This is a genomic window from Neobacillus cucumis (genome assembly GCF_023715505.1).
The window spans coordinates 24,240-46,275 of record NZ_JAMBOH010000034.1 but is presented as its reverse complement, the minus strand read 5'-3'; the positions used below and the strand labels follow the sequence as shown (position 1 = coordinate 46,275).

22 protein-coding genes are annotated in these 22,036 nt (G+C 39.9%); 21 read left to right on the top strand and 1 reads right to left on the bottom strand.

The window, feature by feature from the left end:
• Positions 1 to 51: 51 nt before the first annotated feature.
• From M3226_RS27400 to rsmI, 3 genes are read left to right on the top strand one after another with little or no spacing between them, the layout of a single operon-like run.
• On the top strand, positions 52 to 792 hold the full coding sequence (locus tag M3226_RS27400; RefSeq protein ID WP_251572108.1) for a tRNA1(Val) (adenine(37)-N6)-methyltransferase: 741 nt from the start codon (positions 52 to 54) through the stop codon (positions 790 to 792).
• Positions 782 to 1,066, top strand: a complete 285-nt coding sequence (locus M3226_RS27395) for a GIY-YIG nuclease family protein (RefSeq protein ID WP_251572106.1) — start codon at positions 782 to 784, stop codon at positions 1,064 to 1,066. The genes M3226_RS27400 and M3226_RS27395 overlap by 11 nt, the downstream gene beginning before the upstream one ends.
• Positions 1,044 to 1,925 (top strand): 16S rRNA (cytidine(1402)-2'-O)-methyltransferase, encoded by an 882-nt coding sequence (rsmI, locus tag M3226_RS27390; RefSeq protein ID WP_251572104.1) that lies wholly within the window; start codon positions 1,044 to 1,046, stop codon positions 1,923 to 1,925. Before M3226_RS27395 ends, rsmI begins: the two co-directional genes overlap by 23 nt.
• Positions 1,926 to 2,124: 199 nt before the next feature.
• Here the strand turns inward: rsmI and M3226_RS27385 are convergent, their stop codons facing one another.
• Complete coding sequence (locus M3226_RS27385) at positions 2,125 to 2,409, bottom strand: AbrB/MazE/SpoVT family DNA-binding domain-containing protein (protein ID WP_098530272.1); 285 nt, start codon at positions 2,407 to 2,409, stop codon at positions 2,125 to 2,127.
• 471 nt (positions 2,410 to 2,880) lie between these two features.
• Here M3226_RS27385 and metG point away from each other — a divergent pair, with 471 nt between their 5' ends.
• From metG to mfd, 18 genes are all read left to right on the top strand, one after another.
• Positions 2,881 to 4,839 (top strand): methionine--tRNA ligase, encoded by a 1,959-nt coding sequence (gene metG, locus M3226_RS27380; RefSeq protein WP_251572131.1) that lies wholly within the window; start codon positions 2,881 to 2,883, stop codon positions 4,837 to 4,839.
• Between the two features lie 171 nt (positions 4,840 to 5,010).
• Complete coding sequence (locus tag M3226_RS27375) at positions 5,011 to 5,778, top strand: TatD family hydrolase (protein WP_251572102.1); 768 nt, start codon at positions 5,011 to 5,013, stop codon at positions 5,776 to 5,778.
• Positions 5,779 to 6,015: 237 nt separating this feature from the next.
• Positions 6,016 to 7,197 (top strand): G5 and 3D domain-containing protein, encoded by a 1,182-nt coding sequence (locus M3226_RS27370; protein WP_251572129.1) that lies wholly within the window; start codon positions 6,016 to 6,018, stop codon positions 7,195 to 7,197.
• A gap of 208 nt (positions 7,198 to 7,405) precedes the next feature.
• Complete coding sequence (gene rnmV, locus M3226_RS27365) at positions 7,406 to 7,966, top strand: ribonuclease M5 (RefSeq protein ID WP_251572100.1); 561 nt, start codon at positions 7,406 to 7,408, stop codon at positions 7,964 to 7,966.
• The gene (rsmA, locus tag M3226_RS27360) at positions 7,959 to 8,837 is read left to right on the top strand and encodes a 16S rRNA (adenine(1518)-N(6)/adenine(1519)-N(6))-dimethyltransferase RsmA (protein ID WP_251572099.1); all 879 of its coding nucleotides are present in this window, start codon (positions 7,959 to 7,961) and stop codon (positions 8,835 to 8,837) included. Before rnmV ends, rsmA begins: the two co-directional genes overlap by 8 nt.
• A gap of 168 nt (positions 8,838 to 9,005) precedes the next feature.
• On the top strand, positions 9,006 to 9,890 hold the full coding sequence (yabG, locus tag M3226_RS27355; RefSeq protein WP_251572097.1) for a sporulation peptidase YabG: 885 nt from the start codon (positions 9,006 to 9,008) through the stop codon (positions 9,888 to 9,890).
• A gap of 244 nt (positions 9,891 to 10,134) precedes the next feature.
• Complete coding sequence (gene veg / locus M3226_RS27350; protein WP_007084178.1) at positions 10,135 to 10,398, top strand: biofilm formation stimulator Veg; 264 nt, start codon at positions 10,135 to 10,137, stop codon at positions 10,396 to 10,398.
• Between the two features lie 128 nt (positions 10,399 to 10,526).
• On the top strand, positions 10,527 to 10,712 hold the full coding sequence (locus M3226_RS27345; protein ID WP_251572095.1) for a small, acid-soluble spore protein, alpha/beta type: 186 nt from the start codon (positions 10,527 to 10,529) through the stop codon (positions 10,710 to 10,712).
• A 236-nt stretch (positions 10,713 to 10,948) separates the two neighbouring features.
• On the top strand, positions 10,949 to 11,818 hold the full coding sequence (gene ispE, locus M3226_RS27340; protein WP_251572093.1) for a 4-(cytidine 5'-diphospho)-2-C-methyl-D-erythritol kinase: 870 nt from the start codon (positions 10,949 to 10,951) through the stop codon (positions 11,816 to 11,818).
• Positions 11,819 to 11,874: 56 nt separating this feature from the next.
• Complete coding sequence (gene purR / locus M3226_RS27335; protein ID WP_098530265.1) at positions 11,875 to 12,702, top strand: pur operon repressor; 828 nt, start codon at positions 11,875 to 11,877, stop codon at positions 12,700 to 12,702.
• A gap of 1 nt (position 12,703) precedes the next feature.
• A complete protein-coding gene (gene ridA / locus M3226_RS27330; RefSeq protein ID WP_251572091.1) occupies positions 12,704 to 13,078 on the top strand; it encodes a 2-iminobutanoate/2-iminopropanoate deaminase in 375 nt (124 codons plus the stop codon).
• 455 nt (positions 13,079 to 13,533) lie between these two features.
• Complete coding sequence (spoVG, locus tag M3226_RS27325) at positions 13,534 to 13,824, top strand: septation regulator SpoVG (RefSeq protein WP_003347151.1); 291 nt, start codon at positions 13,534 to 13,536, stop codon at positions 13,822 to 13,824.
• A gap of 206 nt (positions 13,825 to 14,030) precedes the next feature.
• The gene (glmU, locus tag M3226_RS27320; protein WP_251572089.1) at positions 14,031 to 15,404 is read left to right on the top strand and encodes a bifunctional UDP-N-acetylglucosamine diphosphorylase/glucosamine-1-phosphate N-acetyltransferase GlmU; all 1,374 of its coding nucleotides are present in this window, start codon (positions 14,031 to 14,033) and stop codon (positions 15,402 to 15,404) included.
• 24 nt (positions 15,405 to 15,428) lie between these two features.
• A complete protein-coding gene (locus M3226_RS27315; RefSeq protein ID WP_251572087.1) occupies positions 15,429 to 16,385 on the top strand; it encodes a ribose-phosphate diphosphokinase in 957 nt (318 codons plus the stop codon).
• A gap of 77 nt (positions 16,386 to 16,462) precedes the next feature.
• On the top strand, positions 16,463 to 17,092 hold the full coding sequence (locus tag M3226_RS27310; protein WP_251572085.1) for a 50S ribosomal protein L25/general stress protein Ctc: 630 nt from the start codon (positions 16,463 to 16,465) through the stop codon (positions 17,090 to 17,092).
• Positions 17,093 to 17,286: 194 nt separating this feature from the next.
• Positions 17,287 to 17,847 carry an aminoacyl-tRNA hydrolase gene (pth, locus tag M3226_RS27305; protein WP_251572083.1) on the top strand — a complete coding sequence of 187 codons (561 nt, stop codon included), beginning with the start codon at positions 17,287 to 17,289 and terminating at the stop codon, positions 17,845 to 17,847.
• Positions 17,848 to 17,982: 135 nt separating this feature from the next.
• The gene (locus tag M3226_RS27300; protein ID WP_251572080.1) at positions 17,983 to 18,213 is read left to right on the top strand and encodes an anti-sigma-F factor Fin family protein; all 231 of its coding nucleotides are present in this window, start codon (positions 17,983 to 17,985) and stop codon (positions 18,211 to 18,213) included.
• A 184-nt stretch (positions 18,214 to 18,397) separates the two neighbouring features.
• Positions 18,398 to 21,934, top strand: a complete 3,537-nt coding sequence (gene mfd / locus M3226_RS27295) for a transcription-repair coupling factor (protein ID WP_251572078.1) — start codon at positions 18,398 to 18,400, stop codon at positions 21,932 to 21,934.
• Positions 21,935 to 22,036 lie beyond the last annotated feature (102 nt).

Genomic DNA, 22,036 nt, shown 5'->3' with positions numbered 1-22,036 from the left:
AACGGATGCTTGCGCTTTTCTTATATCATTATTAGTAAGGATGGATGGTTAGTGGTGACTTTAAAAGAAGATGAACGGCTTGATTATTTACTGGCTGAGAAGCTTCGAATTATTCAAAGCCCAACTGTATTTGCTTTTTCTCTTGATGCCGTTTTGCTGGCTCGATTTGTTTATGTTCCGATTCAGAAGGGGAATTTAATCGATCTCTGCAGTGGCAACGGGGTGATTCCTTTATTTTTAAGTGCACGGACAAAAGGGAATATTACAGGTGTGGAAATACAAGATCGATTATATGATATGGCTGTCCGAAGTATTGAGTACAATAAACTAGAAGGCCGCCTAAAAATGATCCATGGTGATATTAAAGAAATGCCTCAGCAGTTAGGGTATGGAAAATTTGATGTGGTTACCTGTAATCCCCCGTACTTTATAACTCCTTCAAAAGAAGAAATAAATCCTAATGAGCATTTAGCCATTGCCCGTCATGAAATTCTTTGTACGCTCGAAGATGCTATAAAAGCTTCAAGTCAGTTAGTCCGACAAGGCGGCAAGGTTGCTTTTGTCCATCGTCCTGGTCGTCTCATTGATATTATTACGTTAATGCGTCAGTACAGGCTTGAACCAAAGCGAATTCAGTTTGTCTATCCAAAAAAGGGGAAGGAAGCTAATATTCTTCTAGTAGAAGCGATAAAAGACGGCAATCCAGATTTGAAAATACTGCCGCCGTTAATTGTCTATAATGAAGATGATGAATACACACCTGAAATCAGAGGGATTTTATATGGAGAGTAACGGCCATTATTTCTATGTCCTAACGTGCAGCGATGGAAGTCTTTATGGCGGTTATACAAATGATCTTGACCGTCGAATCGAGCAGCATAACGAGGGCAAAGGAGCAAAATATACACGGGGAAGAGGACCGGTCAAATTGGTCTATTATCAAGTCTTTGCAAGTAAAGGGGAGGCCTTAAGGGCCGAATATCAGTTTAAGCAGTTAACAAGAAAGAAAAAGCTGGAGTATTTAATGAAAGAAGGTGAGTCGGATGTGGCAGCAAAAAAGCTTTGAAAATGAAACGGATAAGGGAATCCTTTATCTTGTTCCTACTCCAATAGGAAACCTTGAGGATATGACCTTTCGGGCTATTAGAATCCTGAAAGAAGCAGATTTGATTGCTGCTGAGGATACAAGAAATACAAAAAAATTGTGTAATTACTTTGAAATTGATACCCAGATTGTCAGCTATCATGAACATAATAAGGAAACTAGCGGGGGAAAGTTAATTGAAAAGGTCCAGCAAGGCTTGAAGGTTGCCCTAGTGAGCGATGCGGGCATGCCCGCTATTTCTGACCCTGGATATGAGCTTGTTCAGGCTGCGATCAGTGAAAAAGTAGCGGTAGTTCCGTTACCCGGGGCGAATGCAGCACTCACTTCATTAATTGCCTCAGGAATAACTTGTCAGCCCTTTTACTTTTATGGGTTTTTACATCGGAACAAGAAAGAGAAACGGGCTGAATTAGAGGTTTTGAGAAAACAAAAGGCTACCTTGATTTTTTATGAATCACCGCATCGTTTAAAAGAAACCTTAGCCATTATGATTGAGGTTCTTGGAAATCGAGAGATCGTGATTTGCCGGGAATTAACAAAGAAATATGAAGAGTTTATTCGAGGAACGTTAGAAGAAATCAACAGTTGGGCACAATCCAATGAAATCCGTGGAGAATTTTGTTTGATTATAGAAGGTACCGAAATTCAAGAAGAGGAAGAAGAAATAAGCTGGTGGCAAAATTTATCAGTGGAGGAGCATGTCAATTACTACATAACGGAGAAAAATATCTCTTCAAAAGATGCTATTAAGCAAACGGCTAAAGACCGAAGTTTAAACAAACGCGAGGTTTATCAGGCTTATCATATTGAAGAAAATTAAAAACTCCAGCACGGTTTCGTGCTGGAGCATTATTTTTTATAAGATAAGAAAGTATAAAAGTTTTTGACTTTGAGAATTGTCTAGCTCCAGCGCCTAGCCCCTCGATGGTCTACAGCCAATCCGTCCAAAAGGTTAAAAAGCAACCTTTCGGCCAGCTTGTCTTATGCTTGTCGGGGCTGATCAAGGCGCTTGCGCTTTTCTATTTTACAAGTTCAAAGTTCTTTTGAATTTCTTCTATTAATTGTTCTGCACCTTCACGGCTAAGAATTAATTTTCCGCCGGCTAGGGCCATGTTATCATCAGAAACTTCACCAGTTACTTGGCAAGTCATATTTGGTTTGTATTTTTTTAAGATAATGCGCTCATCGTCAACATAGATTTCAAGGGCATCCTTTTCTGCGATACCAAGTGTGCGTCTTAATTCAATTGGAATAACTACGCGGCCTAACTCATCAACTTTACGAACAATACCTGTAGATTTCATTTAATAATCTCCTCTCATAAACACTTAATTTATTTATCTATCTTCTATTTTAATTCGCCACAATTCGACAAATTTCTTATATTTTCATAATACCAGTACTTCCCATATCCGTCAATTATTTTATTTTAAAAAGTAAGGATGCAAATATTTCCATATTGAATTCGTTGTAATAACAAGGTTTGTAATTAAATTTAATCAATTTAGTACTTTAATAATACTATTGTGTTGAAAAGTCCATATGTCGTAGAAGCTGATTTTATTCGACAAAGTTCTACATATTCCTTTTCTCTCATATATTACGCTGATTTAGCCGCCTTTATGGGTGTAATAGGAAATAATTTTAAAAATCTGGAAGTCTAGCAATACGCTTTCTTGCACAAAAGTTTGTTTTTCGGTATATTTTGATGATAGAAGCGTTAAAAAGAGGCAATAATGGTTTAATGGGAGTTGCATTGTTTAGGAGGGAATATGATGGAGGAAAAATCAAAGACTTTTTATTTAACCACACCAATTTATTATCCAAGTGGGAATTTACATATTGGACATGCGTATACCACAGTTGCGGGTGATGCGATGGCTCGTTATAAGCGGATGCGCGGCTTTGATGTAATGTATCTAACAGGTACGGATGAACACGGACAAAAAATTCAGCGCAAAGCTGAGGAGAAGGGTGTAACACCACAACAATATGTTGATGAGATTGTCGGAGGTATTAAAGATCTCTGGAATAAATTAGATATTTCGTATGATGACTTTATTCGCACAACTGAAGATAGACATAAACAAGTTGTAGAAAAAATATTTGCCAAGCTTCTTGAGCAAGGAGACATTTATCTTGATCAATATGAGGGCTGGTATTGTACACCTTGTGAATCTTTTTACACGGACCGCCAGCTGGTAGATGGCAACTGTCCTGATTGCGGCCGGTCTGTTGAAAAGGTCAAAGAAGAATCATACTTTTTTAGAATGAGTAAGTATGTTGACAGGCTTTTGCAATATTACGAGGAAAATCCAGAGTTTATACAGCCGGAATCCCGTAAAAATGAAATGATTAATAACTTCATAAAGCCTGGACTTGAGGATTTAGCAGTATCAAGAACAACTTTTGATTGGGGAATTAAAGTCCCCGGAAATCCTAAACATGTCATCTACGTATGGATTGATGCGCTTTCCAATTATATTACCGCGCTTGGTTACGGAACAGAGGATGATACCAAATATAAAAATTATTGGCCTGCGGATGTTCATCTAGTTGGTAAGGAAATTGTCCGTTTCCACACGATTTATTGGCCAATCATGTTAATGGCCTTGGATTTACCACTGCCAAAGAAGGTATTTGCGCACGGCTGGTTGTTGATGAAAGACGGAAAAATGTCGAAATCAAAAGGCAATGTAGTGGATCCAGTTACCTTAATTGACCGCTATGGCCTAGATGCCCTTCGCTACTATTTATTACGGGAAGTACCTTTTGGGGCTGATGGTGTGTTTACACCAGAAGGATTTGTTGAAAGAATTAATTTTGACCTGGCTAATGACCTAGGCAATTTACTAAACCGGACAGTGGCGATGATTGAAAAGTATTTTGCCGGGGTGATTCCTGATTATGCTGGTTCAGTTGGTGAATTTGATGAATCGCTGCTCCAGGTAAATCGTGAAACAGTTGCAAAATACGAAGAGGCAATGGAAAAAATGGAATTCTCCGTGGCATTAACTTCCATCTGGCAATTAGTCAGTCGGACAAATAAGTACATTGATGAAACAAAACCATGGACATTGGCTAAAAATGAAGACCAAAAAGGAGAGCTTGCTAGTGTAATGGTTCACTTGGCAGAATCCTTACGCCGTATTGCGGTCCTATTAAAGCCATTTTTAACTCGCACGCCTAATGGGATTTTCACACAATTAGGCATTAAAGATGAGGAATTAAAAACATGGGAGAGTCTTGGAGGCTTTGGCAAGATTCCAAGTGGAGTTAAGGTACAAAAGGATGCTCCGTTATTCCCAAGATTGGATATTGCTGAGGAAGTAGAATTCATCAAAACAAAAATGCAAGGAAGCACACCGGTTATCGAAGAAAAGAAAGAAGAAGAAAAACCAGACGAGCTTGAGGAAATTTCCATCGAGGATTTCATGAAGGTGGATTTACGTGTTGCTGAGGTTATTCAAGCAGAGCCGGTAAAAAAGGCAGATAAACTGCTAAAGCTTCAATTAGATTTAGGTTATGAAAAGCGGCAAGTTGTATCGGGTATTGCCCAATATTATAAGCCTGAAGAGCTTGTTGGCCGGAAGGTAATTTGTATTACCAACTTAAAGCCTGTTAAACTTCGCGGTGAATTATCACAAGGAATGATTTTAGCAGGGTCACAAGATGGTCAGCTTTCAATCGCTACCGTCGATCAAACCTTGCCAAATGGGTCGAAGGTAAAATAATTATAGACAAAAGCGCCCAAATCGGGCGCTTTTTACTTAGAAAAATGTCACGATTTGCTTTAAAATGTTTCACGTGGAACATTTATCCTGTTAATTAGTTGTCTTTAGACAATGGAATACTAGAAACACAAAATAATGAGAAATAACAAGAAAAGAGGAGTATTGATTCGTATGTTATTCGACACACATGCACATTTAAATGACACGCAATATAATGAAGACCTAGAAGAGGTTATTGAACGGGCCCAAACGGAGGGAGTTTCCGAGATGGTCATCGTAGGATTTGACCGTCCGACCATTCAAAGGGCAATGGAATTAGTCGAACGCTATGACTTTATGTTTGCCTGCGTTGGCTGGCACCCAGTAGACGCAATCGACATGACAGATGAGGACTTAACATGGATCGAGGAATTGACCTCACATCCTAAAGTAGTTGCTATAGGTGAGATGGGCCTGGATTATCACTGGGACAAATCACCAAAGGATGTCCAGAAAGAAGTGTTTCGCAGGCAAATCCGCTTAGCAAAAAAGGTTAAATTGCCGATTGTTATCCATAACCGTGAAGCCACAGCCGATATCGTGGAAATATTAAAAGAAGAGAAAGCGGAAGAAGTAGGAGGCATTATGCATTGTTTTAGCGGCAGCCCTGAGGTTGCAAAGGAATGTGTAAATATGAATTTTTATATTTCTTTGGGCGGCCCCGTTACCTTTAAAAATGCAAAAAAACCAAAAGAGGTAGCAGCGGAAATTCCTCTTGAAAAGCTGTTAATTGAAACAGATTGCCCTTATTTAGCTCCTCATCCCTATCGGGGAAAACGGAATGAACCAGGATATGTGAAGCTAGTTGCTGAACAAATTGCCGAAATTAAGGGCTTGACATTTGAAGAAGTAGCAGAGGCTACGACACAAAATGCTAAGAAATTATTCGGCATAAAATGATAAGGGAATTTGTCGAAACGATAAGAAGCTTGTCCTAATTTTTTATGATAACAAAAAGTTCTACATGTCTCCTTTTCAACATAGGATGAACGTGTCGATAAGTTTTTCTTTGCAAAGCTTTTAAGGTTGTGCATAATTAGAACTACCTTAACAGGATTAGCAAGGATTGACAGCCGGCGTATGGTTCTCTATAATCTCTCCAAAGAAAAGGAGGCGTTTTTCATCGTATTCCAAAACATGAAAAACCTGTTTCCAGAGTCTTTGAGCGGGAGGTCATGGACCATCATATTTGCTAGTTTTGTAGTTTTGCTTACAACTCTTTCGATTTTCTTTTTTGAAGGCTCAAAGAATACTGTGGCAATGACACTCAATGGCAAACAGATGGTTGTGAACACACATGCAGATACCATCAAGGAATTATTAGATGAACTGGATGTAACCCTCTCTTCAAAAGACTACCTGTATCCAAAAGCAACTGCAAAGGTTAAGGATGACCTGAAGGTTGTGTGGAAGCGGGCGAACATGGTTCACATTGTCAAAGACAGCGAGAAGAAAACGATCTGGACTACGGCCGATACTGTGGCTGAGCTCCTAAAAGAGCAGAAGATTTTTTTAAAGGAACATGATTACATTTCAGCAAATCCACAAGCGGCAATTAAAAATAAGATGAATTTGAAGATTAATATGGCGTTTCATCTTACATATGTGGACGGCGGTAAGACGCAAAAGGTTTGGACCACTTCGACTACGGTCGCTGACTTTTTAACACAACAGGGCATTAAACTAAATGAATTAGACCGAGTTGAACCACCATTATCTGCAAATATACCAGAGAATGGTGTAGTAAACGTTATTCGAGTAGAAAAAGTCACCGATGTAGTGGAAGAACCCGTTCAATTTGCCGTGGTAACGAAAAAGGATAGTAATTTGCAAAAAGGGCAAGAAAAGGTCATTGCTCCTGGTAAGCATGGACGTGTTTCAAGGCAGTACGAAGTCATGCTTGAAAATGGTAAAGAAGTGTCTAGAAAATTGATTAACGAGCAGAATATCTTACAAAAACAGGATAAAATTGTGGCTGTCGGTACGAAGGATTTGGCGTTACAAGTTTCCCGCGGTGAGTCTCCGAAAGGCAAGGAGTTTTATGTGACAGCAACGGCGTATACTGCCTATTGTAATGGCTGCTCTGGCCGTACTGCTACGGGTCTTAATCTTCGTGCTAATCCAAATATGAGAGTAATTGCTGTTGATCCAAGTATTATTCCGCTTGGTTCAAAAGTGTATGTAGAAGGCTACGGATACGCTGTAGCTGCTGATACAGGCGGAGCCATTAAAGGGTATATTATTGATTTATTAATGCCGTCACATGCGGATGCATACCGCTGGGGACGTAAGAAGGTAAAGATTACAGTCCTAAACTGATTTTCGGAGATGCAGAGGGTTTCATTCCTCTGCATTTTGCTTTTTCCCTAAAATTCTTTATACTAACAACGAATACTAGCTTTTATTTTCTATCAGGGTGGATACTTCATTGTATGAAATCACTCAAAAATATAGACGAGGGACATTACAAAAATGTTTCAAATTTTTCATTATTAATTTTATTATTACGGAGGCTTTTATTCTTAACATGAAAATCAAAGAAATCATCGTCGTTGAGGGAAAAGACGATACAAGAACAATAAGACGAGCTGTTGATGCCGATACGATCGAAACAAACGGTTCGGCTGTCAACCAAACTACAATTGAAAAAATCAAACGTGCCCAATCAACACGAGGGGTGATTATATTTACCGATCCAGATTTTCCAGGTGAAAAAATCAGAAAAATGATTGCAGCGGCCGTTCCTGGCTGTAAACATGCCTTTTTGCCAAAAGAAAAAGCGATTGCCAAAGGCGGCAAGGGTCTTGGGGTAGAACATGCCAGCTTGGAGGATATAAGAGAAGCGTTAAAGGATGCACAAATCATGCACGAGGTGATATCGGAGGAAATTACCCAGGAGGATTTAATTATGGCCGGCCTAATCGGCGGTGAGGGCTCGAAGGAGCGAAGAATTTCGTTAGGCAAGCTGTTGAAAATTGGTTATACAAACGGAAAACAACTGCATAAGCGATTGATGATGTTCCGCATTAGCAAACAAGAATTTGCAGAAGCATTAAGCGTTATACGTCAGGAGGAACAGAATGAATAAGGATATTGCTACACCAGTCAGAACGAGAGCAATACTTGAAAAATACGGTTTTTCTTTTAAGAAAAGCCTTGGGCAGAACTTCCTAATTGATACAAATATATTAAAAAAGATAGTCAACTTTGCTGATTTAACGGAGAACTCAGGTGCCATTGAAATTGGCCCTGGGATTGGTGCGCTCACGGAACAGCTGGCACGTTCAAGTAAAAAGGTGATTGCATTTGAAATTGATCAACGATTGCTGCCTATTTTGCAGGATACATTATCACCCTATGAAAATGTCAGGGTTATACATAAGGACGTATTAGAAGCAGATGTTCGAATTGTGATGGAAGAGGAGTTTCAAGGGATTCATGATATTATGGTAGTGGCCAATCTGCCTTATTATGTTACGACTCCGATCATTATGAAGCTCCTTGAGGACCGCCTGCCGATCCGTGGGATTGTTTGTATGCTGCAAAAAGAGGTAGCAGACCGAATTTCTGCCAAGCCTGGCACAAAGGAATATGGTTCGCTCTCAATTGCCGTTCAATATTACACCGAAGCAGAGACCGTCATGATTGTGCCAAAAACGGTTTTTGTCCCGCAGCCTAATGTGGACTCTGCTGTGATTAGATTAATTAAACGTGAGAAGCCTGCAGTTGTGGTAAAGGATGAGGCCTTCTTTTTCCAGGTGACAAAGGCGAGCTTTGCTCAGCGAAGAAAAACATTATTAAATAATTTAACTAGTCAGCTGCCTGATGGGAAACAGAAGAAGGAAGAGATTCTTGCAGCTTTAAGTACAAGCGGAATCGATCCTGTTCGCCGAGGAGAAACACTTTTCTTAGAAGAATTTGGCCGGTTAGCTGATGAACTTTATTCATACTTTCATTAACATTTTATCCTCATGATGGATTCATGAGGATATTTTTTTTATCCCAACGAATACCTCCTCCTTATGTATCATTTTTCTTAAATTTTTAACAAGGACAACATTCCCTGCATAGCCTATGAGAGAACCCATAATTTAAAGTCCTAAGAGGGTCTTATTGGAGTGACGGCAGTGGATATAAAGGTAATGGATATTGTCGGAAGAAAATCGTATAACTGTGATCTCTTGTTCCGCGTTATCGATATTCAAAATATAAACAACCAGAAGGTAGCCATCCTCTATGGGGAGGATTTCCGCCTAGTAGCAGATGCACCATACACTGATTTGGTCATCCCTAATCAAGATGAACGGGTAAAGCTGCAGCAAGAATACAGAACACTTGAAGAACAGTCACTTAAATTATTTAGACAGGATGTTGATTTGATTAAACATCGTCGGGAATATGAAGCGACTGGCGGTTATGCGAAACCGAGCAATTATTTTCAAATTCCTGGAAAGGTTCTTCACTTGGACGGTGATCCCACATATTTAAAAAAATGCATGGCCGTATACGAAAAAATCGGTATCCCCGTGTTAGGGATACACTGCAATGAAAAAGAAATGCCGGAACGAATTGGCGGCTTAATGGACCAATATCGTCCAGATATCTTGGTTATTACAGGCCACGATGCCTATTCCAAAGCAAAGGGGAAGATGACTGATATTAATGCCTATCGCCATTCAAGGCATTTTGTCCAGGCAGTCAGAGAGGCCCGAAGAAAGGTTCCACATTTAGATCAACTCGTTATCTTTGCTGGTGCCTGCCAATCTCATTTTGAATCACTGATCCACGCAGGAGCAAACTATGCCAGTTCCCCAGCAAGAATTAATATTCACGCACTCGACCCCGTCTATATTGTGGCCAAAATTAGTTTTACTCCGTTTATGGAACGAATCAATGTATGGGATGTATTAAGAAATACCCTAACAGGTGATAAAGGACTCGGAGGGATTGAAACAAGAGGAGTATTACGGACTGGAATGCCTTATCGACCCATCACCGAGGAGGATGAATAAGCCTATTAGAAAGGTGGAGCTGAAGATACTTATTAATTGGCTCCCCTTTAATCTAATAGCGATTCATTTTTAAAAATGAATACATATTAAATAACTATTAAGGCAACGATAACATTGTTGAAAATTAGAAGAAAAAGTAGAACAAAAAATATTGACAATCATTTTGTTGGACTGATATAATTTATATTTTTGTTTGACAGAACCTATGTCAGTGTGTTATACTTTACACAGTGAGGTGGACCGAATGCCAAAAACCTTAGCCGATATTAAAAAGGCTCTTGACACGAATTTGGGAAAAAGATTATTGCTGAAAGCCAATGGTGGACGCAGGAAAACAATTGAACGTTCTGGAGTTCTAGCAGAAACTTACCCATCTGTTTTTGTTATTGAGTTAGATCAAGATGAAAATTCGTTCGAACGTGTTTCATACAGCTATGCGGATGTTTTAACGGAAACAGTTCAAATTACTTTCTATGATGATGCAGCAGGACATGTAGCTTTAAGCTAGTATATAAGCAATGGGTGGCAGTAAACGAAAGTTTACTGCTTTTTGCTGTATATAAATTCAAAAACCTTCATGAAAATGGATACTCTTTTACATACTAAGAATGCTGTGGTATGAAAGGGGTTGTTTAGATGGGCCGAAGAAAAGGGATTATGTCTCATCGCTTTAAAGAGGAGCTAGCAAAGGAACTTGGTTTTTATGATGTGGTTCAGAAAGAAGGCTGGGGCGGTATCCGAGCAAAGGATGCAGGGAATATGGTGAAGCGTGCCATTGAACTCGCGCAACAGCAGCTAGTCGATCAAAATCGCCAATCTTAACTAACACCACAGCTTGGTCAGTGCAAGGAATTTGTGCACTGGCCCTTTTTTTGTCCAAAAAGTGGCTTTTTTCGACGTAAAACGACTGATATAATAATAAAATTGGATAGATATCTCATATCTGACGTCTTACATTTATCTTTTTGTGGTAAAATAGGACAAAATGTGGATTTTTGGAATCGTATGCAGAAGCACCCCTTGGGTACTTATTGGACAAAACAAAAGTAGGTGACGTAGTGAAGCTTTTAGTCAAAGCACCGGCTAAAATAAATTTAGCATTAGATGTTTTACATAAACGCCCTGATGGCTATCATGAGGTTGAAATGATCATGACGACGATTGATTTGGCCGACCGGGTAGAACTATCCTTACTAGAAAAAGATAAAATACATATTCTTTCTCATAATCGCTATGTGCCGGATGATCAGCGTAATTTAGCTTATCAGGCGGCACAGTTGTTAAAGGATCGTTTTGATGTAAAGAAGGGTGTATTGATTTCGATCGAAAAAACAATTCCTGTAGCGGCCGGTTTAGCAGGAGGCAGCAGTGATGCTGCAGCAACCTTAAGGGGTTTAAATAAGCTCTGGGGTCTTGGCTTAAGTTTGGATGAACTAGCCACGCTCGGCAGCGAAATCGGCTCAGATGTTTCCTTTTGTGTCTACGGAGGCACAGCCCTGGCAAAAGGCCGAGGTGAAATCATTAAAGAACTTCCGCCGCCGCCAACATGTTGGGTTATTTTAGCCAAACCTTTTATTGGGGTTTCAACCGCCGAAGTTTATCGCCGGCTTGAACTGAATGGAACAAAACACCCGGATATCTATGAGATGATCCAGGCCATAAAGGAACATAACTACCAACGTGTTTGTGATAACGTCGGAAACGTGCTTGAAGGTGTGACTCTGAATTTACACCCGGAAGTGGCCCAAATTAAAGAGCAAATGAAGCGCTTTGGTGCGGATGCAGTGCTAATGAGCGGAAGCGGCCCAACCGTATTTGGAATTGTTCAGCATGATTCAAGAATGCATCGAATCTATAATGGATTAAGAGGTTTTTGCGACCAAGTTTTTGCAGTTCGAATGCTGGGAGAACGACATTCGCTTGATTAAAGGCGTACAATAATGGTATCCTTTAATTAAAACATTCGGATTCTGGGAGGGTAGATATGAAATTTCGTCGCAGTGAACGTTTGATTGATATGACAAATTATTTACTAGATCATCCTCGCCAGCTTGTTCCGCTCACCTTTTTTGCGGATCGATATGATTCAGCAAAGTCTTCGATTAGTGAAGATTTAGCGATCGTGAAGGAGACCTTTGAGCAACGAGGAATTGGAACTTTGCAAACAGTACCGGGAGCTGCCGGTGGTGTGAAATTTTTTGTAAAGGTAAGCCGGGAAAAAGCGGAACCTTTTGTAAATGAACTTTGTCAGTTAATTGCCAATCCCGAACGGCTATTACCTGGCGGTTATTTGTATTTAACTGATATTTTGGGGGACCCACAAATTGTTCAAAAGGCCGGACGAATTATCGCGTCTGCTTATGCTGACACTAAAATTGATGTGGTCATGACAGTAGCGACGAAGGGGATTCCTTTAGCATATGCAGTTGCAAGCCAATTAAATGTTCCGGTTGTGATTGTTCGCAGAGACAGTAAAGTGACAGAGGGACCAACGGTTAGTATTAATTATGTTTCAGGTTCTGCAAAAAGGATTCAAACAATGGTACTTTCTAAAAAAAGCATGAGACAAGATTCCCGTGTCCTCATTGTGGATGATTTTATGAAAGCAGGCGGAACGGTAATGGGAATGATCAGTATGCTTGAGGAATTTAATTCCCAGCTTGCTGGAATTGCTGTATTAGTCGAAGATGAGAAAATACAGGAACGGTTAGTGGATGAATATTTATCGCTGGTACAATTAGCAGATGTAGATGTAAAAGAAAAAAAGATTAGTGTACAAGCGGGGAATTATTTTAATATATGGAGGGGTTAACATGAAAGTAGTTCAAACCAATCAAGCACCGGCAGCAATTGGGCCGTATTCCCAAGGAATTGTTGTCAATAATTTATTTTACAGCTCTGGGCAAATCCCATTGACGGCTGAAGGGATTATGGTAACAGGTGATGTGAAGGAACAGACCCATCAAGTATTTAAGAACCTACAGGCTGTATTAGCTGAAGCAGGAGCATCGCTTGAAACGGTAGTGAAGGCAACTGTTTTTATTAAAAATATGGATGAATTTGCTGCAGTGAATGAAGTCTATGGTGAGTATTTTTCCAAACATAAACCGGCCCGTTCTTGTGTAGAGGTGGCCCGTTTACCAAAAGATGCACTAGTTGAAATCGAAGTTGTAGCGCTCGTGAAGTAATCCGAGTGCTTTTTTTTATTTAATCGTCCAGCGCCAGCACCCAGCCCCTCGATGGTCTACAGCTTATCCAGTTGCCGCTCCTTGGGACGCAAGTCCAGCAATCCCATGAAGAAGGCAAAAAACGCCTTCTTACAGGGTGCGTCTTGGCCTAGAGTCCCTGAACAGTCGCCTCTACATTTAGATCAATCCGTCCCAAAGGTTAAAAAGCCACCTTTCGGCCAGCTCGTCTTATGCTTGTTGGGGCTGACCAAGGCGCTTGCGCTTTTCTTATAATGCGAAAGGCTTATTTCACCGACTATTTTCTATGATTTACGTGTTGAAAACGTTTATTCCTACAAATGTTCACGATTTTGCCCTAACTTTTCAAAAAAAAATAAAAATTAAAGAAGGATAATACAATTAATTGTTGAATTTATTTAACTAGCATTTTATATAACCAAAAAGGGTGTGAGCACATGGAAGTAACTGACGTAAGATTACGCCGGGTTAATACGGATGGAAGAATGAGAGCGATTGCATCAATCACATTGGATAATGAATTTGTCGTTCATGACATCCGTGTTATTGACGGAAACAACGGTTTATTTGTAGCTATGCCAAGTAAACGTACTCCAGATGGAGAATTTCGTGACATTGCGCATCCAATCAATTCAGGAACACGTGGTAAAATCCAAGAAGCCGTCTTGGCAGAGTATCACCGATTAGGTGAATTGGAAGTAGAATTTGAAGAAGCCGGAGCTTCCTAAGGATTTTAACAACTAGGGCCTTTCTTCTGTGAAGGCTCTTTTTATTGTATTATACCCCCAGAAACAAACCCCTCCAATCATTTTCTATTCTAGTTTTCATTCTACATAATATGACAAAATTAGACACTTTCCCATCATTCCTTGAAAAGCGAGCTCATTTACGTTAATATTTTTAATGGATAAAAAGGTAAATTGGAGGATTGAACATGCCTAATCGTTATGCTGTGATTTTGGCTGCAGGGCAAGGAACGCGGATGAAATCTAAGCTTTATAAAGTTTTACACCCAGTGTGCGGTAAACCTATGGTACAACATGTAGTTGATCAAATAACAAAGCTTAATATTAAAGAAATGGTCACAATCATCGGCCACGGAGCTGAATTGGTTCAAGCGCAATTAGGTGATAGAAGTTTCTATGCATTACAAAAAGAACAGCTGGGCACTGCCCATGCGGTTATGCAAGCTCAAGAAAGCTTAGAGGGAAAAGAAGGTATAACGATCGTTGTTTGTGGTGATACCCCGTTAATTAAAGCCGAAACAATGGAGTCTCTATTTAAACACCATGAACAATTATCGGCAAAAGCAACCATCCTCACTGCTAAAATTGATAACCCAACAGGATACGGACGCATTATCCGCAATCAAGAGGGGCTGGTCGAAAAGATTGTCGAGCATAAAGATGCTACCGAAGAAGAGCGGGAAATTAATGAAATTAACACAGGTACCTATTGTTTTGACAACCGGGCATTGTTTGAGGCTTTAAAAAATGTTTCAAACGATAATGTACAAGGGGAATACTACTTACCAGATGTGATTGAGATTTTGAAGAAACAAGGTGAAGTAGTTACTGCCTATCAAACTGATGAATTTGAAGAAACCTTAGGTGTAAATGACCGAGTTGCCTTAGCAGAAGCGGAAAAGATTATGCGTTCAAGAATTAATGAATCCCATATGCGTAATGGGGTAACGATTATTGACCCTGCAAATACTTACATAGAAGCAGATGTCGAAATTGGGCAAGATACGGTTATCTATCCAGGAACCATCATTAAAGGTCAATCAAAAATAGGTACAGAATGTATAATAGGGCCAAACTCTGAAATTGATACATGTGAAATCGGGAATGAAACGGTTATTCGTCAATCAGCCGCTTTTAAAAGCTCCATTGGTTCTCATGTTAACATTGGGCCATTTGCACACATTCGTCCTGATTCCACCATCTTAGATGAAGTCAAAATTGGCAACTTTGTCGAGATTAAAAAGGCGGTCTTTGGAAAAGGAAGTAAAGCCTCACATCTAAGCTATATTGGGGATGCCGAGGTGGGCAGTGATGTAAACATTGGCTGCGGCTCCATAACAGTTAATTACGATGGAAAAAATAAATACTTAACAAAAATTGAAGATGGTGTCTTTATTGGCTGTAATTCTAATTTAGTTGCCCCAGTCACCATTAAAAAAGGCTCTTATGTTGCTGCGGGTTCGACGATCACAAAGAATGTGCCAGAAGAGGCTTTAGCGATTGCTCGTGCAAAACAAGTTAATAAAGAGGGTTACGTTCAGAAACTTAATCTTAAGAAATAAAGCTATTACAATTGGAGGGCAATCATGTCTAATCAGTATTTAGATCCGAATTTAAAAGTATTTAGTTTGAACTCAAATATGCCTTTGGCAAGAGAAATTGCAAAATTCATTGGCGTTGAGCTTGGAAAATGCTCTGTAACCAGATTTAGTGACGGTGAGATTCAAATCAATATTGAAGAAAGTATCCGCGGTTGTGATGTCTATGTTATTCAATCAACGAGCCAGCCTGTTAATGAGCATATCATGGAATTACTTATCATGATTGATGCCTTAAAGCGAGCTTCTGCAAAAACCATCAACATTGTTATGCCTTATTATGGCTATGCGCGTCAAGATCGTAAAGCACGTGCTCGTGAGCCAATCACAGCTAAATTAGTGGCGAACCTGCTTGAAACTGCTGGAGCAACCAGAGTAATCTGTCTGGACCTTCATGCGCCGCAAATTCAAGGCTTCTTTGAAATCCCAACTGACCATCTTATGGGTGTGCCGATTTTAGCAGAGTATTTTAAAAGCCGTCAATTCAATGGTGACGTGGTCATTGTTTCCCCAGACCATGGCGGTGTAACAAGAGCACGTAAATTGGCAGAGCGTTTAAAGGCTCCAATTGCTATTATCGATAAACGCCGTCCAAGACCAAATGTTGCAGAAGTTATGAATATAGTTGGTAACATTGAAGGTAAGATCGCGATCTTAATCGATGATATTATTGATACAGCAGGTACGATTACCCTTGCAGCTAATGCCTTAGTGGAAAATGGAGCACAAGAAGTATACGCCTGCTGTACACACCCTGTGTTGAGTGGTCCAGCAATTGACAGAATTCAAAATTCAAAAATAAAAGAATTAGTGATCACCAACTCGATTGAGCTTCCTGAAGAGAAAAATATGGATAAAATTATTCATCTCTCTGTTGCGCCATTACTTGGCGAAGCAATTATCCGCGTTCACGAAGAACAGTCAGTTTCGACATTATTTGATTAATAAAGAAATGTTTAGACCTTCCTATTTTAGGGCATTTTTATATAGACAGCCTTAAAAAATAGGAGGGTATCTAACATATGAGTACTGTTTTACAAGCAAAAGAACGGAAGGAACTCCGTCATTCGGCAACGAAACAACTCCGTAATAATGGAAATATCCCCGCAGTGGTATATGGAGCAAATGTTGAAAGTAAACCGGTATTTGTGAGTTCTGCAGATTTAACCAAAACCATCCGGACAGTCGGCAGGAACGGTGTCATTTCTCTTGATGTCGATGGCAATAAGTACGATGTCATTTTATCGGATTATCAAGAGGATTCGTTTAAAAAGGAAATCCTTCATGTTGATTTCTTAGCAGTAGACAAATCCTCCAAAATTAATGTGGAAGTCAGGCTTGCACTTGTTGGCGAAGCGATTGGCGTGAAAGATGGCGGTGTCTTGCAGCAATCTATCCACCAATTATCGATTACATCCACTCCGGATAATATCCCCCAGCAAATTGAAGTGGATATCAGCAACCTTCAAGTTGGCGAAACTATTCTAGTAGGGAATATCCCAACCGGCGGCGGCTTTACTATTAATCATGAGGATGAGGAAGTGGTTGCTTCCATCTTACCTCCAAGACAGGAAGAAGAAATTAACTCAGGTGAGCAGCAGCAGGAAGGTCATCCTGACAACGAAGAAGGCAGAGAAACTACTCCAGAATAGAAAAGCTAAAAGCATCCATTTAGCGAAGGACACTAGCTTCTAGGCAGTAATCAAAGTTTAAGAGTTCGAGACGTAACCTATTTAAGGTTACGTCTTTTAACGCATAATTAAGGAAATCATGTTATTATGGGAGAATGGCGATGTTCCGAAAAATTTTTAGAAGGATGACTAAACCGGAAGAGGTGGGAACACAGATGAAATTAATCGTAGGTTTAGGAAACCCTGGAAAACAATACGATCAAACTAGACATAATATTGGCTTTGAGGTAATCGACACGCTCTCTGATCAATTCTCTATTCCGTTAAATCAATCAAAATTTAAGGGCGTATATGGGATTGGCCTACATAACGGGGAAAAGGTGTTACTTTTAAAACCATTAACCTATATGAACTTATCAGGGGAATCGATCCGGGCGGTCATGGATTACTATCAAATAGAGTTAGAGGATTTATTAATCATTTATGATGACCTGGATCTGCCTGTTGGCAAAATAAGACTTCGCCAAAAAGGGAGTCCAGGAGGGCATAACGGAATTAAGTCTACTGTTGCCCATCTGGGGACGCAGGAGTTTAACCGGATTCGGATAGGAATTAACCGGCCAGCTCCAGGAATGAGCGTACCTGATTATGTCCTAGGACGTTTTCGCCAGGAGGAAAGACCTTTTACTGAGGAAGCGGTAAAAAGAAGCGCAGATGCATGTGCTGCTTGGCTAAAGAAGCCATTTCTACAGGTTATGAATGAATTTAATCAATAATTGTTCATGATACAAGTCTTTCATTCATACATTGAAGAAAAACAATGTTAACCCTCCACAAAGTAATCTTGTTGAATAACTTCCATTTATCAGGTTAATACTAGTAATGGAATCCTAGATTAGGGAGGGACAGGCGTGGCCATCCATTATTATTGCCGTCATTGTGGTACAAAACTTGGTTCTATTGAACAAACATCGATCCATGCAGAAACTCTAGGCCTTCATAAATTATCGGATCTGGAAAGACAGGAAATGGTCTCGTATGAACCATCTGGTGACATTCATATCAAAGCCATTTGCGAGGATTGTCAGGAAGCATTAGAGCGAAATCCAGATTACCATCAATATGATTTTCTTATTCATTAAAATAATGGGTAAAACAATCTACTTAGATAATAGTCTAGCTTAGCGGCTAGTGTGCGCCGCTAAAAAGGGCGGTTCCGCTATTCTAATCAGCTTTGGAAGCTCTCCAAAGCGTTTTTCTGTTTAAAAATTTACTAATATAAATATTGTATTAATATAATTATTTCTTAAGGAGGGAGGAGAAACCTTGAACGGTTTAAAATCACTATTTTTAAAGCAAGAAGATGTTCACTCCATCATTGCCGGGGTGGAAGAGGGATTAAAAGAACAACTGGTTGCAGGCCTATCCGGATCATCGCGGACCGTCCTAACTGCTTCTGTCTATGAAAAGATGAAAAGGCCGATCATGCTTGTCACCCATAATCTACTACAAGCCCAAAAACTCTATGATGATCTCGTCAATCTATTAAGTGAAAAAGAAGTCTTCCTTTTTCCAGCTAATGAATTAATAGCTGCCGAGCTAAGCATTGCAAGCCCGGAATTAAAAGCCCAGCGAATTGAGGCGTTAAACTATTGGAGCAGGCAAAGTAAAGGGGTATTAATTGTCCCAATTGCCGGATTAAAAAAGATTGTTCCTCCAAAAGCACTATGGAAACAATACCAGCTGTCGTTAAAACTAGGAGAAGATATTAATATAGATAAGATGTTAACGACCTTTGTTAAGATGGGTTACGTCCGGTCTGAGATGGTATCGACTCCTGGGGAATTTAGTGTACGGGGTGGCATTATTGATATTTACCCGCTTACCGAGGCAGACCCATTAAGGATAGAATTGTTTGATACTGAAATTGATTCGATCCGATATTTCTCCCTTGATGATCAGAGGTCAAAAGAAAAAGTGAAAGAAGTTTTAATTGGACCAGCTACGGAAGTCATCCTCGAAGCGGAGGATTATAGCCGAATGATCGGCAAGATTGAAGAAGGCTTGGCACTGTCTTTAAGAAAATTAAAAGATGATAAAGCAAAAATGCAGTTAAGCCAAAATATCAGTTATGAGCTCGAGCAGTTGAAAAATGGCCAAAAACCAGACCAAGTCTATAAATACTTATCATTAGCCTACGACAGGCCTAATAGTTTACTAGACTATCTGCCAAGCGATGGACTTGTATTTGTAGATGAAATTAGCAGAGTTCAAGAGATGAATGATTCCCTCGTAAAGGAAGAAGCTGAATGGTATACAGGTTTACTAGCAGAGGGGCAGATTATTCATGACCTGCATATTTCTCATGACCTGGGGGCTATGCTGCAAAGAAAGGAATTTCCGCTTCTCTATATGTCTTTATTTCTACGACATGTAGCCAATACAAGTCCACAAAATATTATCAATATTACGTGTAAACAAATGCAAAATTTCCATGGCCAGATGCATTTATTAAAAGCAGAAATCGACAGGTGGAAAAAAGGAAATTATTCTATCCTATTTTTAGGGCCGGATGAAGAAAGGGTAAAGAAATTAGAGCGGGTCTTAGAGGATTATGAAATAAATGCCAGCATCATGAAAGGTGATCAACAGCTCGTACCAGGTAAAGTTCAGATAATGCGGGGAAATCTTCATGCAGGATTTGAACTTTCCATTCAAAAAATTGCTGTCATCACTGAGGAAGAATTATTTAATAAGCGCGTCAAAAAATCAGCCAGCAGGCAAAAATTATCGAATGCCGAACGGATTAAGAGTTACTCTGAGTTGAAAATTGGTGATTATGTTGTTCATGTTAATCATGGGATCGGTAAATACTTGGGGATTGAAACGTTAGTTATAAATGGTATTCATAAAGATTACTTGCATATCCGCTATCAAGGTTCAGATAAACTGTACGTTCCAGTGGAGCAAATCGACCTTGTTCAAAAGTATGTAGGATCTGAAGGAAAAGAGCCGAAGGTATATAAGCTCGGCGGCAGCGATTGGAAGAAGGTCAAGAAGAAAGTTGAATCATCTGTACAAGATATTGCGGATGACCTCATTAAGCTGTATGCAGAGCGGGAAGCGGCGGTTGGGTATGCCTTTTCGCCTGATGGGGATATGCAACGTGAATTTGAAACTTCTTTTGCTTATCAAGAAACCGAAGACCAGCTGCGCTCGATCCATGAAATTAAAAAGGATATGGAAAGATCGCGTCCAATGGACCGCCTTTTATGTGGTGACGTTGGTTACGGTAAAACAGAAGTGGCCATCCGTGCGGCATTCAAATCGATTGCTGATGGAAAACAGGTAGCCTTCTTAGTTCCAACAACAATCTTAGCGCAGCAGCACTTTGAGACATTGAGAGAACGTTTTCAAGATTATCCGATTAATATTGGCTTATTAAGCCGGTTCCGAACAAAAAAACAGCAGACTGAAACGATTAAAGGATTAAAAGCAGGTACGGTTGATATTGTTGTAGGTACCCACCGCCTGCTATCAAAAGACATTATTTACCATGACTTAGGATTATTGATTGTCGATGAAGAACAGAGATTTGGTGTTACACATAAGGAAAAAATTAAGAAGTTAAAAACAAATGTCGACGTGTTAACCTTAACGGCAACACCAATTCCAAGGACACTTCATATGTCAATGCTTGGCGTACGGGACTTATCGGTCATCGAAACACCGCCGGAAAATCGTTTTCCTGTGCAAACATATGTTATGGAGTACAATGGTTCATTGGTAAGAGAAGCAATTGAACGTGAGCTTGCCAGGGACGGACAAGTATTCTTTTTATATAACCGGGTCGAAGATATTGAACGTAAGGCTGAAGAAATTTCCATGCTTGTTCCGGACGCCCGCGTAACCTGTGCACATGGGCAAATGACGGAAAATGAACTGGAATCTGTTATGATCGGTTTCTTAGCAGGGGAATTCGATGTGCTCGTGAGCACCACGATTATCGAAACGGGTGTTGATATCCCGAATGTAAATACCTTAATTGTGTTCGATGCAGATCGAATGGGACTTTCCACACTTTATCAGCTCCGCGGCCGGGTAGGCAGATCCAATCGTGTTGCTTATGCCTATTTTACGTACCGAAAAGATAAAGTCTTAACGGAGGTTGCAGAAAAGCGCCTTCAAGCGATTAAGGAATTTACGGAACTAGGGTCCGGATTTAAAATTGCCATGCGGGATTTATCGATTCGTGGAGCAGGGAATTTATTAGGTGCTCAACAGCACGGATTTATTGATTCGGTTGGATTTGATCTTTATTCACAAATGCTGAAGGAAGCCATTGAAGAGCGGAAGGGCGATCTTGGCGGTGAAGTGAAAAAATCTGTTGAAATTGATTTAGAAATTGATGCCTATATCCCTGATACCTATATTAAAGATGGACATCAGAAGATTGAAATGTACAAACGGTTTAGAGGGGCCGAGAGTCTTGAGGATATCGAAGAGCTTCAAGCAGAAATGCTCGACCGGTTTGGTGAATATCCGGAGGAAGTGGATTACCTCTTCCAAATTGCTGAAATTAAGGTTTACGCCTTGTTAAACGGTGTTGAGCAAATTAAACAAGTAAAACAAGAGGTCACCATTTTAGTTAATGAACAGGTTACCGGTGATATTGATGGAAGTAAGATTTTCCATATAGGAAACCAATTTGGCCGAAACATTATTCCTGGGATGGAAGGCTCAAAATTAAAAATCATCATTAAGACAAAAGAGTATGATACAGCTGGGTGGCTTCATATTGTCCGAGAAATGGTCAAGGGGGTATCATTGGCTAAAAAGGGTCAAGGCAATCCGGTAAACTAGTCATCAAGGGGACATTTCAGTTATCCTTTTAAGCCAGCTATTATTATCCATTTATGTGATATTTCGCTTAAATGTGAAAAAATATTATGTTTGTGAATAGAA